The organism is Ralstonia sp. PBBBR1 (genome assembly GCF_002256165.1).
GTDB lineage: Bacteria > Pseudomonadota > Gammaproteobacteria > Burkholderiales > Burkholderiaceae > Ralstonia > Ralstonia thomasii.
Map to the genome: position 1 here is coordinate 102,607 of NZ_NKIL01000004.1, position 16,246 is coordinate 118,852.

18 protein-coding genes and 1 pseudogene are annotated in these 16,246 nt (G+C 64.3%); 11 read left to right on the plus strand and 8 right to left on the minus strand.

The annotated features are described in order from the left end of the window. Positions 1 to 83: 83 nt before the first annotated feature. On the plus strand, positions 84 to 437 hold the full coding sequence (locus tag CFE42_RS06580) for a metalloregulator ArsR/SmtB family transcription factor (RefSeq protein ID WP_004631494.1): 354 nt from the start codon (positions 84 to 86) through the stop codon (positions 435 to 437). Further along, a complete protein-coding gene (locus CFE42_RS06585; protein WP_004631493.1) occupies positions 424 to 1,383 on the plus strand; it encodes an SRPBCC family protein in 960 nt (319 codons plus the stop codon). Before CFE42_RS06580 ends, CFE42_RS06585 begins: the two co-directional genes overlap by 14 nt. Here the strand turns inward: CFE42_RS06585 and CFE42_RS06590 are convergent. Further along, positions 1,373 to 1,498: a hypothetical protein gene (locus tag CFE42_RS06590; protein ID WP_004631492.1), complete on the minus strand. Its 126-nt coding sequence runs from the start codon at positions 1,496 to 1,498 to the stop codon at positions 1,373 to 1,375. The two genes, CFE42_RS06585 and CFE42_RS06590, sit on opposite strands and share 11 nt — an antisense overlap. Next, positions 1,495 to 1,878 (minus strand): tautomerase family protein, encoded by a 384-nt coding sequence (locus CFE42_RS06595; RefSeq protein WP_004631491.1) that lies wholly within the window; start codon positions 1,876 to 1,878, stop codon positions 1,495 to 1,497. Before CFE42_RS06595 ends, CFE42_RS06590 begins: the two co-directional genes overlap by 4 nt. Positions 1,879 to 1,981: 103 nt before the next feature. Here CFE42_RS06595 and CFE42_RS06600 point away from each other — a divergent pair, with 103 nt between their 5' ends. Next, the gene (locus tag CFE42_RS06600; RefSeq protein WP_004631490.1) at positions 1,982 to 2,836 is read left to right on the plus strand and encodes a LysR substrate-binding domain-containing protein; all 855 of its coding nucleotides are present in this window, start codon (positions 1,982 to 1,984) and stop codon (positions 2,834 to 2,836) included. A gap of 130 nt (positions 2,837 to 2,966) precedes the next feature. Further along, positions 2,967 to 3,530 (plus strand): hypothetical protein, encoded by a 564-nt coding sequence (locus tag CFE42_RS06605; RefSeq protein ID WP_004631489.1) that lies wholly within the window; start codon positions 2,967 to 2,969, stop codon positions 3,528 to 3,530. 28 nt (positions 3,531 to 3,558) lie between these two features. Here CFE42_RS06605 and CFE42_RS06610 read toward each other — a convergent pair whose 3' ends face one another. Further along, on the minus strand, positions 3,559 to 4,680 hold the full coding sequence (locus CFE42_RS06610; protein WP_004631488.1) for a beta-ketoacyl-ACP synthase III: 1,122 nt from the start codon (positions 4,678 to 4,680) through the stop codon (positions 3,559 to 3,561). 192 nt (positions 4,681 to 4,872) lie between these two features. On the opposite strand from CFE42_RS06610, the gene copC reads away from it, so the two are divergent. Together copC and copD are read left to right on the plus strand one after the other, a co-directional pair. Further along, positions 4,873 to 5,244: a copper homeostasis periplasmic binding protein CopC gene (gene copC / locus CFE42_RS06615; RefSeq protein WP_004631487.1), complete on the plus strand. Its 372-nt coding sequence runs from the start codon at positions 4,873 to 4,875 to the stop codon at positions 5,242 to 5,244. Between the two features lie 4 nt (positions 5,245 to 5,248). Next, entirely contained in the window at positions 5,249 to 6,178 is a 930-nt protein-coding gene (copD, locus tag CFE42_RS06620; protein WP_004631486.1) for a copper homeostasis membrane protein CopD, read from the plus strand. An 82-nt stretch (positions 6,179 to 6,260) separates the two neighbouring features. Here copD and CFE42_RS06625 read toward each other — a convergent pair. Then, a pseudogene (locus CFE42_RS06625) lies at positions 6,261 to 7,484 on the minus strand (M20/M25/M40 family metallo-hydrolase). A gap of 232 nt (positions 7,485 to 7,716) precedes the next feature. Here CFE42_RS06625 and CFE42_RS06630 point away from each other — a divergent pair. The 3 genes from CFE42_RS06630 (at position 7,717) to CFE42_RS06640 (ending at position 9,602) form a co-directional block, all read left to right on the plus strand. Continuing rightward, entirely contained in the window at positions 7,717 to 8,391 is a 675-nt protein-coding gene (locus CFE42_RS06630) for a histidine phosphatase family protein (protein WP_004631483.1), read from the plus strand. Between the two features lie 49 nt (positions 8,392 to 8,440). Then, positions 8,441 to 9,205, plus strand: a complete 765-nt coding sequence (locus CFE42_RS06635; protein WP_004631482.1) for an SDR family oxidoreductase — start codon at positions 8,441 to 8,443, stop codon at positions 9,203 to 9,205. Positions 9,206 to 9,329: 124 nt separating this feature from the next. Next, a complete protein-coding gene (locus CFE42_RS06640; RefSeq protein ID WP_004631481.1) occupies positions 9,330 to 9,602 on the plus strand; it encodes a hypothetical protein in 273 nt (90 codons plus the stop codon). Positions 9,603 to 9,614: 12 nt separating this feature from the next. Here CFE42_RS06640 and CFE42_RS06645 read toward each other — a convergent pair whose 3' ends face one another. After that, the gene (locus tag CFE42_RS06645) at positions 9,615 to 10,481 is read right to left on the minus strand and encodes a LysR family transcriptional regulator (protein ID WP_004631480.1); all 867 of its coding nucleotides are present in this window, start codon (positions 10,479 to 10,481) and stop codon (positions 9,615 to 9,617) included. A gap of 101 nt (positions 10,482 to 10,582) precedes the next feature. Between CFE42_RS06645 and CFE42_RS06650 the strand changes: the two genes are divergently transcribed. Beyond that, positions 10,583 to 11,209 (plus strand): LysE family translocator, encoded by a 627-nt coding sequence (locus CFE42_RS06650; protein ID WP_004631479.1) that lies wholly within the window; start codon positions 10,583 to 10,585, stop codon positions 11,207 to 11,209. 183 nt (positions 11,210 to 11,392) lie between these two features. Next, complete coding sequence (locus CFE42_RS06655; protein ID WP_004631478.1) at positions 11,393 to 12,448, plus strand: hypothetical protein; 1,056 nt, start codon at positions 11,393 to 11,395, stop codon at positions 12,446 to 12,448. Between the two features lie 81 nt (positions 12,449 to 12,529). On the opposite strand, the gene CFE42_RS06660 is transcribed toward CFE42_RS06655, so the two are convergent. The 3 genes from CFE42_RS06660 to CFE42_RS06670 all read right to left on the minus strand — a co-directional run bounded on the left by CFE42_RS06660 (position 12,530) and on the right by CFE42_RS06670 (position 16,217). Further along, complete coding sequence (locus CFE42_RS06660) at positions 12,530 to 13,771, minus strand: MFS transporter (RefSeq protein ID WP_004631477.1); 1,242 nt, start codon at positions 13,769 to 13,771, stop codon at positions 12,530 to 12,532. A 740-nt stretch (positions 13,772 to 14,511) separates the two neighbouring features. Beyond that, positions 14,512 to 15,549, minus strand: coding sequence for an AI-2E family transporter (locus CFE42_RS06665; RefSeq protein ID WP_004631475.1), 1,038 nt, complete (start codon positions 15,547 to 15,549; stop codon positions 14,512 to 14,514). Continuing rightward, positions 15,546 to 16,217: a DUF1345 domain-containing protein gene (locus CFE42_RS06670; protein WP_193747927.1), complete on the minus strand. Its 672-nt coding sequence runs from the start codon at positions 16,215 to 16,217 to the stop codon at positions 15,546 to 15,548. The genes CFE42_RS06665 and CFE42_RS06670 overlap by 4 nt, the downstream gene beginning before the upstream one ends. Positions 16,218 to 16,246: the final 29 nt, after the last annotated feature.

The window sequence follows — 16,246 nt, forward strand, 5'->3', positions numbered from 1 at the left end:
TTTGTATGCGAAGTAAATCGGTGTGTCAATTACAGAAAGATAAAGTACTTGCTTAACTATTCGGACTCGCTATAGTTAACCACATGCTTAACCATGACGCCTCTCTCGATCTCGCCTTCCAGGCACTGGCCGACGGCAACCGGCGCGCGATGCTGGTGCAGCTCGTGCGCGGGCCGGCGTCGGTGAGCGAACTTGCCCGACCCCTCGATATCTCGCTGCCTGCGGTGATGCAGCACCTGTCGGTGCTGGAGAACTCCGGTCTCGTGCGATCGGAAAAAGTGGGCCGCGTGCGGACTTGCCGTATCGAACCCGGGGCGCTGAGCCTCGCAGAGCAGTGGATCAACCAACGACGCCTGGAGTGGGAACAGCACTTCGACCGCCTCGGCGCCTATCTGGAAACACTCAAGACCCAAGGAGACTTGCATGACGACCATTGACAGCCCCGCCGGCACGACCCTGCGCCCCCTCGTGATCTCGCGCACGTTTCCCGTTTCGCGCGACTGGGTCTTCAAGGCCTGGAGCACCGCCGACCACATCAAGCGCTGGTTCTGCCCGACGCACTACACGGTGCCCGACGCGACGGTGGAGTTTCGCGTGGGCGGCAAGTTCGATGTGTGCATGCGCTCGCCCGAGGGGCAAGACCACTGGTCGCGCGGCCACTTTCTGGAGATCGTGCCCAACGCGCGCCTCGTCATCGACATGAACGTGGTGGATGGCGACAACCGCCCGCTGATGAACGCCCACACCGTCGTCACCTTTGCCGAGGAAACAGGCGGCGGCACGCGCATGGAAGTCACGCAGACCCACACGCCGCTCGCGCCGATTGCCGAGATGATGATCAAGGGTGCGCCCGAAGGCTGGAAGCAGACGCTGGACAAACTGGAGCGCGAAGCCGCAAGCATGCCGCTGGCCGAAGGCATTCAGCGCTCCGTCGTGCATGCCACCTTTACGGTGGAACGCACGTACGACGCACCGCGCTCGCGCGTGTTCAAGGCACTGACCGACCCGGCCGCCAAGGCCAAGTGGTTTGCCGGCGGCAACGGCTACACGCTGCTCGTGCGTGAAATGGATGCCACGCCGGGCGGCCGCGAAGTCGTCAAGGGCCGGTGGGACAGCGGTGTTGTCTCCAGCTTCGAGGCGCTGTACCACGACGTCATCCCGAACGAGCGCGTCGTCTATTCGTATGTGATGCACCTGGACGACCGCAAGATCTCCGCCTCGCTCGCCACGCTGGAATTGCGCGAGCCCAAGGACGGCTCCGGCGGCACGCACCTCGTCATGACCGAGCAAGGCGCCTTCCTGGATGGCTACGACGACTCCGGATCGCGCGAGCGCGGCACGCAGTTCCTGCTCGACATGCTGGGCAATTCGCTCAAGGACTGAGCCTTTGCAATACGTCGCGCGCGACGACCGCCAACGTGACCGCCGCGCCGACGATCAACACTGCCGCCCACAGCACGCCGCCCAGGTGCGCCAGAAGCGCCTGGCGCGGCGTCATTGCGCGTACTGCGCGATGCCGTGGCCGAATGACCAGTTCTCGGGCAGCACCTCCACCAAGTTGATGAATACGTCTTCGGGCCGTATGCCGGGCTCCTCGCCCAGCAGCTCGACGATGCGGCGATAGAGGGCCTGCTTCTGCTCGCGGTTGCGCGTGTTGTTGGCAGTGATCTGGATGATCACAACGTCGTCGCTACGCGCGATGCCAAAGTAGCTCGGGCTGACGCTGAGGGTGCTCGCGTCGTGCTCGGTGAGCGTCATGAAGCGGTCGTCTTCCGGCACGTTGAAGGTCTCGCGCATGGCGCGATAGACGCCGTCGAAAATGGCCTGGTGATAAGCGGCAGGCTTGCCGCGCCGCAGCGACACTTGAACGAGAGGCATGGCGGACTCCGTGATTTGCAGTCACGACAGAATGCCTCACGTTGATCATTGAAAAAAGACATCCTAAGATATTTCAATCATTCGATTTCAAAATGATTTGACCATGAGGATGCTCGATCTGGAGGCCGTCCAGGCCTTTGTGCTGACCGCCGATCTGAAGAGCTTCACGCGCGCGGCAGAGGCCATGGACTCCACGCAATCTGCCGTGAGCCTGAAGATCAAGCGGCTGGAAGATGCGCTGGGCCGCCGGCTTCTGGAACGCACGCCGCGCCTGGTGCGGTTGTCTCAGGACGGGGCGGCGTTCCTTGCGGCGGCGCGCGAACTGGTGGCCGCGCACGAAGGGGCGCTGGGCGCGTTTGGCGTGGAACGGCGGCGCTTGTCGGTCGGGATGAGCCACCACATCGTCGGCGCGGAACTGCCACGGCTGCTGCGGCAGATGGGTCGCGCCGAGCCCGCCCTGACGCTGGAGATCCGCATAGCCAGTTCCTGGGAAATCCTGGAGATGTTTGAAAGCGGCGCGTTGGATGCCGCCATCGTGCTGCGCCACGACAACCGGCGCACCGACGGCGAAGTGCTGATGGACGAACCCTTTGGCTGGATGGCCGCACCCGACTTCGAGCACCGCGCGGGCGAACCCGTCCGCCTGGCCAATCAGACCGAAACGTGCCGCATACGACAGATGGCAACGACAGCATTGGACGCCGCCGGCATCGCCTGGCAAGAGGTGTTCGTGGGGGGCGGCGTGGCCACCATTGGCGCAGCGGTGGCGGCTGGCCTTGCGGTGGCGGCACTCAGCCGACGCGTGGCACCGGCCGGCACCATCGACGTGGGCGAAGCGCTCGGCCTGCCGCCGCTGCCGCCGCGCAGCGTGGTGCTGCACTCGCGGCTCGCCGATCCGGTCGCGAAGAAGGCGCTGCGGACGTTTGCCACCACGTTGCGGGCCACGGGCGGACGATAGCGGGACGCCCCTGCCGCACGCGCATTTTGCGCAATCGCTGCACCGCGCGACGCCTGCGGGGCGACTATGCTTTGCCGCATGAAACCGCGCACTGAACACGATTACCACCGCCGCATCGCCCATCGGCGCCGTGGGCTTCTCGTTGGGCGGCTACACCGTGCTGGAACTGGCCGGCGCACGCACGGATGTCGCAGCCTTCATGGCGTTCTGCGGCTCGCCGCAGGCCGATGCAATCTGCCATCCGCCCGAGATGGCCCGGGCGCAGATCGACCCGGCAGTTGACACAACGCGGTCACCGCAAACGGAAGCGTCGCTGGCCCGCTCCAGTGCGTCCTACCGCGATGCCCGCATCCAGGCCGTCTTTGCCATGGCGCCTGCAGTCGGCATGGCGATGGACGCCACGTCGCTAGGCAACATCAGCATCCCGGTCTCGCTGATGGCCGGAGACGCGGATGTCACCGTGCCTATCGACACCAACGTACGCCGCGTCGCCAAGATGCTGCCCAAGGCCGATCTGCTGCTGGTGCCGGGCGCGTCGCACTACACGTTCGTGGACACGTGCCTGCCAGGTGCCGCACCCCACGTGCCGCTGCTGTGCAAGGACAACGCCGGCGTCGATCGCGATGCGGTGCATGCCCTGGCCGTGCGTCGGGCGCTGGACTTTTTCGCGGCGACGCTGCCCGGTCAGACCTGAGCGTCGCCCGCGATTCGATGCAGATCGATTACTGCTTCTGCACCGCCACGCTGCCGATCGAATAGCCCGCGCCAAACGAGCAGATCATGCCCAGGTCACCCGACTTCAGGTCGGCACGGTGGCGGTGGAACGCAATGATGGAACCCGCCGATGCCGTGTTGGCGAACTCGTCCAGAATGACCGGCGCCTCGTCGGCCGATGCATCGTGCCCAAGCAGGCGCTTGCCGATCAGCTGGTTCATCGCCAGGTTGGCCTGATGCAGCCAGAAGCGGCGAACGTCGGCCGGGGCATGGCCCAGTTGCTGCAGATGGCCGGCAATGTGCTCGGCCGCCATCGGGCAGACTTCCTTGAAGACCTTGCGGCCTTCCTGGCGGAAGAGCTGGTCGCGGTCGTCCGGGTTGCGATCTTCGCTGCGCGAGAGGTAGCCGGCGTTGTTGCGGATGTTGTTGGAAAAGCTCGTCGCGCACTTGGTGCCGAGCACGCGCCAGGCGTCGGCGGAGCGCGTGTCTTCCGCGCGCTCGACCAGCACGGCCGTGCACACGTCGCCGAAGATGAAGTGGCAATCGCGGTCTTTCCAATCGAGGTGGCCGGAGGTGATTTCCGGGCTCACCACGAGCGCGGCGCGCGCCGTGCCGCTGCGCACGGCATTGATGGCCTGCTCCAGCCCAAAAGTGGCCGACGAGCACGCGACGTTCATGTCGAACGCGTAACCGCCCGCGCCAATGCCGTTCTGAATTTCCACGCCCAACGCCGGATACGGGCGCTGGAAGTTGGACGTCGCACAGAGCAGCATGTCGACGTCGGCGGCGTCGCGTCCGGCAGCGACCAATGCGTCGCGCGCGGCGGCCACGCCAATCTCGGCTTGCAGCGACAGCACATCGTCGGGGCGCGGCGTCAGGTGCGGGCGCATGCGCGTCGGGTCCAGCACGCCGGCCTTGTCGATCACGTAGCGCTGTCGAATACCCGAAGCCTTCTCAATGAACTCGGCCGACGACTCCGCCAGCGGCGTCAGCTCGCCCGCCGCAATCGCTGCGGCGTGCTGCGCGTTGTAGCGCTGGGTGTAGGCGTTGTAGGAGGCGACCAGCTCCTCGTTGGTGATGACCTCGGGCGCGACCCACAGGCCCGTGCCGCTGATGACGACGTCGTGCATACCCGGAATTTGTGAATTTTTCGTGGCGGCGACGATAGCACATCGGCCGGCCAAATGCGGGTTGCAGGATGTGATCGTTTACATCTAGTTGGGCCTTGCGCTGCAGCGCACATGGGTAGGCGCACCCTTGAGCGAAAAACAATGCGTTACGCTAGTCGCCATCCCCGAACTTCGCAGGAAACCCGCACACCTATGCTCAGCACTTTCCGAATTGCCCAAGCGTGTGTGGCCGTTGGCGCCGCCCTCACTACCTCGCTGGCGCTGGCCCATCCGAAACTGCTCTCGGCCAATCCCGCCGACAAGTCCGTTGGCCCCGCACCGGCCCAGATTGCGCTCCATTTCTCGGAAAAACTGGTTGCCCAGTTCTGCGACGCCACGCTGATCATGAACGCAGCCTCCGGCTCGACGAATGTCGCTGCCAAGGTCGCCACGAGCAGCGATGGGCGGACACTGACGGTATCGCCTACGCAGCCGCTCGCGCCTGGGGCGTACCGCGTTGACTGGCATGTCGTGGCCGCAGACACGCACCGCGTGACCGGCAACCTGACGTTCCAGGTGAAGTAACGCGATGCCCGAGGACTGGCTGGCGGTCATCCTGCGCTTTGCGCTGTACCTGGATTTGATGGTGCTCTTTGGCGTGCCGCTTTTCAGCCTTTACGCGCTTGGGCCAAGCGGCAAATCGCCGGCCATCCCGCGGTTGTACGGCACGGTGGCCGCAGCATCGGCATTGGCCGGCATCGTGCTGTCGATCTGGGACGTGGTGGCGATGGCCGAGTCGATGACCGGCGCCTCCCGCTACAGCCAGCTGAGCAGCCGTGTCTTCGACATGATCCTGACCGGCACCGCAGTCGGCGCGGCATGGCTGGTACGCATGGCGGTGCTTGCGGCCGGTCTTCTCGTGGGAATCGCATGGCGCCGAGATCCGCTCCGCCAGCGGGCCGTGCTTGCGGCGTCGGGCGCCATCGCGCTGGCCACGCTTGCATGGGCCGGGCACGGTGCCATGGACGACGCCTTGCGCGGCGCACTCCATCTTGCCGCCGACATTACGCATCTGCTGGCCACTGGCATGTGGGTGGGTGCCCTGGTCGCATTCGTGTTGCTGTCGTCTGCCCGACATGCAGACACGCCCGATACTGTGCAAACGCTCAGCCGTGCCGCCAGCGGCTTCGCGACCATCGGCACGTGCATCGTTGGGATGTTGATCGCCACGGGCGTCGTCAACTATGTGCTGGTTGCCGGCCCGACGTTCGATGCACTGTTCACCACGCTGTATGGGCGGTTGCTGCTTGGCAAGCTCACGCTGTTTGCTTTGATGCTCCTGCTGGCCGCAGGGAATCGCTATCGATTGAGCCCCCGGCTTGCGGCTGCAATCCGCACGGGCGATTCCACGGGCGCGGTGAAGGCGCTGCATAGAAGCCTGCAGGCGGAAACCTGCCTTGCCGTGCTGATCTTGGCGCTTGTGGCGTGGCTTGGCCTACTTTCGCCGGTGCCTGCTTAGCGGCCCATGCGGTCAACAAAACAAAACGGGTGACAGCGCCGCGCCATCACCCGTTCGTTGTTGCGTACCGCCGGCGCGCAGCTTACTTGTTCGCGGCAAGCTCCATGATCATGCGCGACAGCAGATAGAGACGCGGCACGACGCTCTCCACTTCCGCATATTCCTCCGGCGTGTGAATGCCGCCGCCAACAATCCCGAAGCCATCCAGCGTGGGCGTACCGACACCCGCCGACAGGCTGGAATCGGCCGCGCCGCCGCTGCCCTCCAGCGTGAGCTTGCGGCCGATCTCGGCGTAGATGGCTTGCGCCTTGGCGGCCAGTTGGTCGGACGCCGCATTGCGCGGCATCGGGGGGAAGCTGCGCACCAGCGAGGTCTTCACTTCCGTCTCGGCGATCAGCTTGTTGGCCGACACGCGCGTCAGATCGCGCTCCACGCGGTCGAATTCTTCCGGCACTGCCACGCGCACGTCTGCGTAAGCCGTTGCATGGTCGGGGATGACGTTGGTGGCATCACCCGCCTTGAGCACCGTCACGTTGAACGTCGTCTGCTTGGCGCTGTCACCCAGCTTGCCGACTTGCAGCACCTGGTGCGCCAGTTCGTTGGCGGCGTTACGACCAGTTTCTGGCGCCACACCGGCGTGCGCGGCCTTGCCTTTGACGTCGATCTCCGCCGTGCCGCTGCCCTTGCGCCACACGACCAACCCATCGGCGGGCCGGCCGGGCTCCAGGTTGAGCGTCACGTCATGCTGCTTGGCCTCGCGCTCGATCAACGCGCGCGTGCCCTTGGAGCCGGTTTCCTCGTTCGTGTTGAGCAGCAGCGTGACTTGCCCGTATTGCTTGAAGTCGAGCTGCTGCAGGATCTTCATCGCATACAAACCCGCCACCACACCGCCCTTGTCATCCATCACGCCGGGGCCGTAGGCGCGCTTGTCCTTGATGTAAAAAGGCTTGGCGCGTGCGGTGCCGTCCTTGAAGACGGTGTCCATATGCGCCATCAGCAGAATGCGCGTTTAGCCCGTGCCCTTCCAGGTCGCGAGGATGTTGTTGCCCACCGCCGGCGCGGCGGACACTGTTTCCACCTGGGCGCCAGCCTTGCGCAGTTCGTCAGTGACGATGGTGCCAATCTGGCTGAGCCCCGCTTCGTTGCCCGTCCCCGAATCGATGTTTACCAAGCGCTCGAGCAGGTGCAGCGCGTCGCCACGGTAGCCCTCGGCGGCGGAGAGCACCTTGGGATTGGCATCGGCAGCGCAGGACAGGCCTGAGGCACACAGCAGCAGCGCAGCAACGGCAAGGCGGGACGGTTTCATGCGGGACCTTTGTAGCGAAGTGGCAAAACAGCCATTACACACAACATCAGTGCTGGCCGGGGCAGCCATGTTGCGCGAGGCGCACGGTCTTCACCCGCAGCTTGCTCTTGGCAAGCCGTCATGCAGTGGCACAACTATTCATTGCATGCATTACCGGTCATTCAAAGAATAAATTTCACAAATAATGCACGCGCCGCTAATCTGGTTTCCCCTTTGATTTGGCGAGCAGACGATGGCGGAGCTTTATCTCGTACGGCACGGACAAGCCTCGTTTGGCGCGGCGGATTACGATCGGCTCTCTGAGCGCGGCGAGCAGCAGAGCGTCTGGCTTGGGGAATACTTCGCGCGGCAGGACATCGTTTTTGATCGCGTCATCTGCGGCACATTGCGCCGCCATGAGCAGACCGTCGACGGCATCCTGCGCGGCATGGGCATGTCGGGCACGGCGTATGAGCAGCATGCCGGGCTGAACGAATACGACTTCCAAGGGCTGTTTGCCGCGCTCGGCGAGGATTTTCCGGAGCTGACGCAGCTCGCTTCGGGCTCGATGCGCGACCACTACCGGGCGCTCAAGCAGGTGCTGCATCTGTGGTCGGACGACAAGATCCGCGGGCCGCTGCCCGAAACGTGGGCCGCCTTCCAGCAGCGCGTGGCCGATGCGCGCGCGGCCATCCAGGCCGGCGGCGGGCAGCGTGTACTGGCGATCAGTTCCGGCGGTCCCATCGCTGTGACGGCGCAGCAGGTGCTGGCCGCACCGCCAACGAGCGCCATCGCGCTGAACCTGCAGATCCGCAACAGCAGCGTCTCGCAGTATTTCTTCAACGCCGAAGCGTTCCAGTTGGCCACCTTCAACGGCATCCCGCATCTGGACGACCCGGCGCGGCGCGCATTCCAGACATACGGCTGAACGCCCACGCGGACACGCCCACAACACATAACCATTGGAGGAGCACACCATGAGCACCAACCTGTTCGACCTGACCGGAAAGATCGCCCTGGTAACGGGCGCAAGCCGTGGCATTGGCGAAGAGATTGCCAAGCTGCTGGCAGAACAAGGCGCGCACGTGATCGTGTCCAGCCGCAAGCTGGCCGACTGCGAAGTCGTGGCGGAACGCATCCGCGCGGCAGGCGGCAAGGCCGAAGCGCTTGCCTGCCACGTCGGCCGCATGGAAGACATTACGGCGGCGTTCGACACCATCCGCAGCAGGCACGGCCGGCTCGACATCCTCATCAATAACGCGGCGGCCAACCCGCACTTTGGGCACATCCTTGAGACGGACTTGGCGGCCTATGAGAAGACCGTGGAAGTGAACATCCGCGGCTACTTTTTCATGTCGGTTGAAGCCGGCAAGATGATGAAGGCGCAGGGCGGTGGCGCGATCGTCAACACCGCGTCGGTCAACGCGCTGCACCCGGGCGACAAGCAGGGCATCTACTCCATCACCAAGGCGGCCGTGGCCCACATGACGCGCGCGTTCGCCAAGGAATGCGGGCCTTTCGGCATTCGCGTGAACGCGCTGCTGCCGGGGCTGACGAAGACCAAGTTCGCAGGCGCCCTCTTTGAAGACAAGGCCACGTACGACCGCTGGATCAGCGAGATCCCGCTGCGCCGCCACGCCGAGCCGCGCGAGATGGCCGGCACGGTGCTCTACCTGGTGTCTGACGCAGCGAGCTACACCAACGGCGAATGCATCGTCGTCGATGGCGGCATGACGGTCTGACAACGGGGCGCTTACCGCATCGACCGAGCCGCCGCGCTATTGCGGCGCGGCCGCAACATCGTCCTTGAAATCTGTGGATACCTGTATATATTTACAGTAACTGTAAATTTATACAGCCCTTGTCATGGACGACCTGATCCGCATCGAAAACGAGTACGACCGCCAGACGGTGCTTTGGCTGCGCGAGCGCCTGGGTGAACAGGCTCTGAACGAAGTCGTGTTGCGCATGGATGTGCGCGGGCGGCCGTATGTGTCGGAAGTCTGCCGCACGCTGGGCCTGACGCCCCCGCCGCGCAGACGGGCGGCACCGCGTGCCCGACCGTTCAACCGGGCCGTGGGCGAAGCATATCTGGCCACCATTCGCGGCATCCTGGGCGGCCGGCAAGCGACGGCATAAGCCCGGCTGACGTTAATCCGCCAGCGTGGCGGCCGCCTCTTCGCGCAACCAGTCAAGCCACGCGCCGGCCGGGCTGTCGGGCGCAATAGGCGCATCGGCCAGCAGGTTGTAGCTGGAGCCGTCACGTCGGAACCCTTCGGGCGCAATCAGCCGCCCATCTTTCAGGTCATCACCGGCCATCAGCTTTGACGCGATGGCGGTGCCCTGCCCCGCCAGGGCCGCCTGCAAACTCAGATAGAAATGTTCGTAGCGCGCTTCGGGCAGCCGCCCTCGCGGCCGTGCCGTGCTGCTGGCGCGCCACCATGCCTGCCATGCATCGGGGCGCGTGGCGGTGTGCAGCAGCCGTCGACGCGCGGCAATATCCGCTTGGCGGGCGTGTACCGGGCCGATCCACTCATCGCAAATGGGCGCCGCATGCACGTGCGCGGGCCACGCAAAGTCATCACGGCGCAATGCGACGTCCACCCCGGTGCGCGCGAAATCGATCGGCCCGCCCGCCGCAAACAGATGCACCTGGATGGCCGGATGCCGCGCCTGGAAGCGCGACAGCCTCGGGATCAGCCACCGCATCGCCAGCGTCGGTTCGCATGACACCACCAGCGTTGAAGACATTGCCCGGCGGGCAATCCGGTCGATGCTATCTGTGAGAATTTCAAACGCATCGGTGGCAGCCGCATGCAACTGGTCGCCCGCTGGCGTCAGGAAGACGGCCCGATTGCGCCGCTCGAACAGATCCACCCCTAACGACGCTTCCAACTGTCGTATCTGCCGGCTGACAGCGCCATGCGTTACGTGAAGCTCCTGCGCCGCACGCACGAAGCTGCCGTGCCGTGCCGCAGCTTCAAACACACGCAGGGTATTCAGTGGAGGCAGCGCCATCTGTCAGTTTTTCTCACCTAAAAACGGCATCATAAATCGATTTTCAGCGATGACGGGTGCATCCAGAATTGGCGCACCCCCACTTTGCGATTGCGCCCGACATGACCGAACTCCTTGCTGTTGCCCTCATCACCATCCTCGCCGTCATCAGCCCAGGCGCGGACTTTGCCATGGTCACGCGCAACAGCCTGCTGCATGGGCGGCGCGCCGGCGTGCTGTGCGCGCTGGGCATTGCGCTGGGCGTACAGGTGCACGTGTTCTACACGATGTTCGGCGTAGGGCTGCTGATTGCGCATGCGCCAACCCTTCTGCAGGGCATCAAGCTGGTAGGCGCGGCGTACCTGGTGTGGATTGGCTGGAAGACGCTGTCGGCCAAGCCGTTGCCCAGCGGCGAGACTGCCGGTGACAGCGTCGACGCTCCAACGCTATCGACCTTCGCAGCCCTGCGCATGGGCTTTCTCACCAATGCGCTCAATCCCAAAACGACGCTGTTCGTAGTCAGCACGTACACGCAGGTCGTTCACCCGGGCACGCCGCCGGCCGCGCAGTTCGGCTATGGCGTGTTCATGTCGGCGGCGCACGCGGTGTGGTTTGCGTTGGTGGCCGCAGTGTTTGCGTCAGGCGCGTTACGGCGTTCGCTGCTGGCACGGCAACGCATCGTGGACGGCGTGATTGGCGTGCTCCTGATCGGATTGGGATTGGCGCTGGGGCTCGCGCGGCTTGCGTGAGGCCGCGCACGGCAACCTCCCCATGCCGGTATCCATGCCGTCTGTCCCAGGTCTTCTGCTGCATTAACAGGCGCCAGCCTGTTTGAGACAGTGCCCTCGCGCCCTACCCGTCGCTACGTGGCGATGGAGACCACCGCGCAAACCCGCTGACTCGCAGCACAACCTCACACCTGGAGTGCAACCATGCAATGGAATCGCGCCTTCACCGACCTCATCCGCAACGGCCGCGCAGCTTACTGGGGCAACTGGACGCTCGCCCCCACCATCAAACCCGGCGCCGTCGGTTTTGTGTCGCCCGACACCGGCGACTTCACGCCCGTCAAGCCGGAAACACCGGGCGTGGCGGTCAACACGCGCACCGTACCGAACCAATGGAAGCTGTCGACCAACAACGTCCACCGCACCGAGACCAACGTCAAGCTCGATGGCTCGGCCACCGACCCTGAAAGCGGCACGAAGATCAACGCCGGCGTGGAAGTGAAATGGGAGTTCTCGGCGGTCGGGTCGATCGCCTCGGAATTCGGCATTGCCTCGGAGTCATACATCAGCGACCTGACACAGCTCGCGCGGCCCGAGACGATCAAGTGGCTGGCAGAGCAGGCGCAGTCTGTCAGCATGGGTTCGGGCGGGAACATCGCGCAGGGCTTCGGCGTGGTAACCAGCGTGATCCTGGCCAACAGCGGGCTGAACGTGGGCTCGCAAGACAACAACGCGTCGTTCTCGATCACGGGCTCGGCCGGTGCCGTGCATGACATGCTCGGCAGCGCGACGGGCAAGGGGTCGTTCGTGTCGGTCAACCAGACCAAGAGCGTCGACCAGCATCTGTGGCCGTTCGAGCCCGGCAAGCAGGCGCCCGCGCCCATTCCGGTGGCCTACACCTTTGCGTCGTTCGACGGCAACCTGCTGATCCCGAACTGGATCACGCGTCTGGGCGGCTTCGAGATTTACTTCAATAACAAGCCGGGCAGCACCTACGTCACGCACATCAAGCTGCGGTTCAACACGCCGCAAGGCCCGCGCAGCGATGAGTTTTCGCTCAGCGGTGGCATCTCCAAGACGGTCGCGAACATCCCGCTCAACGCCACCGATATCCAGGTCGACGTGAAGTTCCAGGGCGTCGTGAACAGCGACAACTATTCGTTCCGCTGGCCCAGCCCGCTCGGCCAATGGCTGACCGGCCGGCGCGAGATCGAGATGACCGGCGTGTGGCCGGGCCCGACCCACGCCATCGAGAAGTAACGCCAAAAAGCAAAAGCAAAGCGGCGGATCGTCCGGGAGGGGACGTCCGCCGCGCTGCATCCGTATGCGGGGTGTGTCGCGTTACGCCGCCTGTTGGCGCTTGCGTTCGATATCCGGCAGGAAGACCGTCAGCAGGCCGATGAGCGGCAGGAACGAGCAGAGGTGATAGACGTTGTAGATGTCAGTTGCATCGGCCAGCCTGCCGAGCACCGCGGCGCCAATGCCGCCCAGCCCGAACGCAAACCCGAAGAACAGGCCCGACACCATCCCGACCTTGCCGGGAATCAGCTCCTGCGCATACACGAGGATGGCCGAGAACGCCGAGGCCAGCACCAGCCCGATGATCACCGTCAGCACGGCCGTCCAGAACAGGTTGGCGTACGGCAACAGCAACGTGAACGGCGCCACCCCGAGGATCGACACCCAGATTACGACCTTGCGGCCCACGCGATCCCCAATCGGACCACCCACGATCGTGCCCACCGCCACCGAGAACAGGAAGAGGAACAGGAACAGCTGCGACGTCTGTGCCGACAGGTGGAACTTGGTGATCAGGAAAAACGTGTAATAGCTGTTCAGGCTCGCCAGATAAAAGTACTTCGAGAACAGCAGCACGACCAGCAGCGTCATCGCAAACGCGACCTGCCCGCCCGACAGCTTGACCGCGGCATGTGCACGGCCACCCGCCTTGCTGCCATGGCCCGCGGCACGTTCACGCTTGTACCAGCCGCCCACGTGATACAGGACGAAGATGGCGATCAGCGCAGCGATCGAAAACCACGCGAGGCTGTGCTGCCCGTACGGCATGATGATGATTGCCGCGAGCAACGGACCCATCGCGCTGCCCGCATTGCCGCCCACCTGGAACAGCGACTGCGCCAGCCCATGACGGCCGCCCGACGCCATACGCGCCACGCGCGACGATTCCGGATGGAAGATCGACGAGCCCGTGCCCACCAGCGCGGCTGCCAGCAGCACCGTGCCAAAGTTGGGCGCCACCGACAGCAGCACCAGCCCCACCAGCGTAAAGCCCATGCCCACCGCCAGCGAATACGGCTTCGGATCCTTGTCGGTATACAGCCCGACCATCGGTTGCAGCAGCGAGGCGGTGATCTGATACGTGAGCGTGATCAGCCCGATCTGTGAGAAGTCGAGATGAAAATTGCCCTTGAGCAGCGGATAGATCGCCAGGATCAACGACTGCATCATGTCGTTGAGGAAGTGCGCGAAGCTGATGGCGCCGATCACGCCAAAGCCGGTCTTGTCGGCCTGCGCGGCAGCGGCTGCCGATGCAGCGGCCGTGCCGTTTGCGGTGGTTTGCATGATGGTTTGAGGTCACGATATTGAGGCGAGGAAGCGGTCAATGTTGCGCCTAAACGGTGCAGGCGTGTTACCGCAAATTCGACAACGATTAGCGCAAACCGGACAATTTATTGTCGAGGCAGAAGCGTCACCCCACGCCGCGCCGGGTTCAACAAAACTCGGGGCATCTTCCCGCAAACCCGCGCCCAGCTTGCCCTGGCAGGCAGCTAACGTGTTAGCCATTTTCTCGCGCGGGGCTACTCCGTTCGGAGCATGGCCGCTCAGGAGACGCTTTCTATACTCGCCAGCATGGACTGCAGCACGGCGCCCGGCCACCAGCCAGGTGCCAGTGCCGACGGCCTGACGGAACCCGATGCGTGAGCAACTTCACACGCACGACGATCCGCAACCCGAACCGATGACCAGCATCGACGATGCCGCACATCGGCCAACATGGGAGGGGAAGCCATGATGATCCTGCTAACGGGAACGCTATGCCGCGCGATGGGAGACCTTTTCTATCAGGCTCTGCTCGACGACCGGGTCGTCTGCTGCTTCGTCACCTCCGAAGCCGTGGATGTCACCGGCAACGCCACGCGCCCGCCGCCCGCTTCGTCCCCGTGTACCGACCCTCGGCTCGCTGACGTCTCTCGGTCAGCGAGTTATTGCGCGCCCCTCGTCCCGTAGGGCGCGCTCTTTTCTGCCGATGCCGTCAGCGCGGGGGCGCTGGCGGGTCACCCCGCGCATCAACGAGAAACGCGTCAGCCGATCAGCCCGGCGTCCGTCAGCTCGCGTTTCATATAGGCGTACAGCACTGGCGCGGCAATTACCCCGCCCACACCAAACAGCGCCTCCATCACGATCAGCGCGAGAATCAGTTCCCACGCGCGCGCATCGATGCGACTGCCGATGATGCGCGCGTTCACGAAGTACTCCAGCTTGTGCACCACCACGAGGAAGATGAGTGAAGCCACTGCCAGTTCCAATGAGGCGGTCACGCTCATCACCACGATGGCCGTGTTGGAAATGAGGTTGCCCGCCACCGGAATCAGCCCCGCCACAAAGGTCAACAGGATCAGCGATTTGGAATACGGCACGTGCTGCCCGAACAGCGGCAGCGCGCCCAGCAGGTAGACCGCAGCGAGCGCCGTGTTGAGCGCGGAGATCTTCACCTGCGCAAACACCACCGCCTCGAATGCATCGGTCAACCGGCTCAGCCGGCTCACCAATGCTGCGGCCAGCGGCTTGTGGTGCTCGGAATCAGGTGTTTCCGACCAAGCCACCATCGCCCCCAGGATCAGCCCAACCAGCATCAATGCGCTGGCTCGCAACCCGTCGATGCCGAGGGTCGACACCTGATGGCCGTGCTCCTTGATCATCTGTACAAGCTGCACACGCAGCTCCGTCACCGACTGCGGAACGTAATTGACTACCGCTGCCGGCAACAATTCACGCAGGTTGTCGAGCACGTCGGCAATGCGCGTGAGCATGCCTTCGAGCCCATGCCCATGTTCGACCAAGCGGCCGATCCCGATGCCCAGCGCCGCAAGAATGAGCGCCGCGATCACGAACACGCAGATCACGGCAATCGCCTTTGCGCGCTGGGACAGCGTGCGGCGCCGGCGCAGGCGCGCCTCCAGCTTGCGCGCCAACGCGTAGACGAGGAAACCGGCTATGGCGGCCGGCAACAGGTGCAGCCACAGCACTGACGCAATCATCGCCGCCACCAGTACGTAGCTGACAGCGTTGATGGCGCGGGTGTGCGCGTTGGGAGGAAGCTCGGGGGGCAGCATCGTCATGAGAACAGGCCGGCAGCAATGTTGATGGAGAGCGCGAGGATGCTCGTATTGAAGAAGAACGACAGCAGCGATTGCCCCAGCACCGCCCGCCGCATTGCGCGCGAACGGATGCTGACATCGGCCGTCTGGCTGGCGACCGCGATCGTAAAGGAGAAGTAGAGGAAATCCCAGTAATCGGGCTCAAGCTGCTCGTCGGGAAACCGCAGCGGCGGCTCGTGGGGCGCACGGTAATACAGATGCGCGTAGTGCACCGTGAACATCTTCGGCACCATGAGCCAGGCGCCGAGCACTGTGATGCCGGTGAACACGTAGTGCGACGTCTGTGCATGCCCAGCCGACTTGGCCGTCGCCAGCTCAAACGCAATGGCCACCATGCTGGCCACCACACCGAGGCAGACTACCGCCAGCACGGCAGATGCGCGTGCGTCTTCACGGCGGGCGACGGCGCGGATGCGGTGTGGGTCTGCGCGCAACATCATCACCGTGATCAGAATCAGGTACGCCCACACGGCGATGTCCCAGCCGAGCAGCAGGCGCGCAAGCCACCCGTGCGCCGGCACAACGGCCACAGCAATGGCGCCCAGCGCAAACGCCGACAACAGGCGCGGCCGAGTCGCTGCAAAGCGGGAAAGCTGGGAAATTTCGGAGGACTTGTCTTGCGGGTTCACATGGGCCTCGGGTGCGTGCTCGGGGTGTT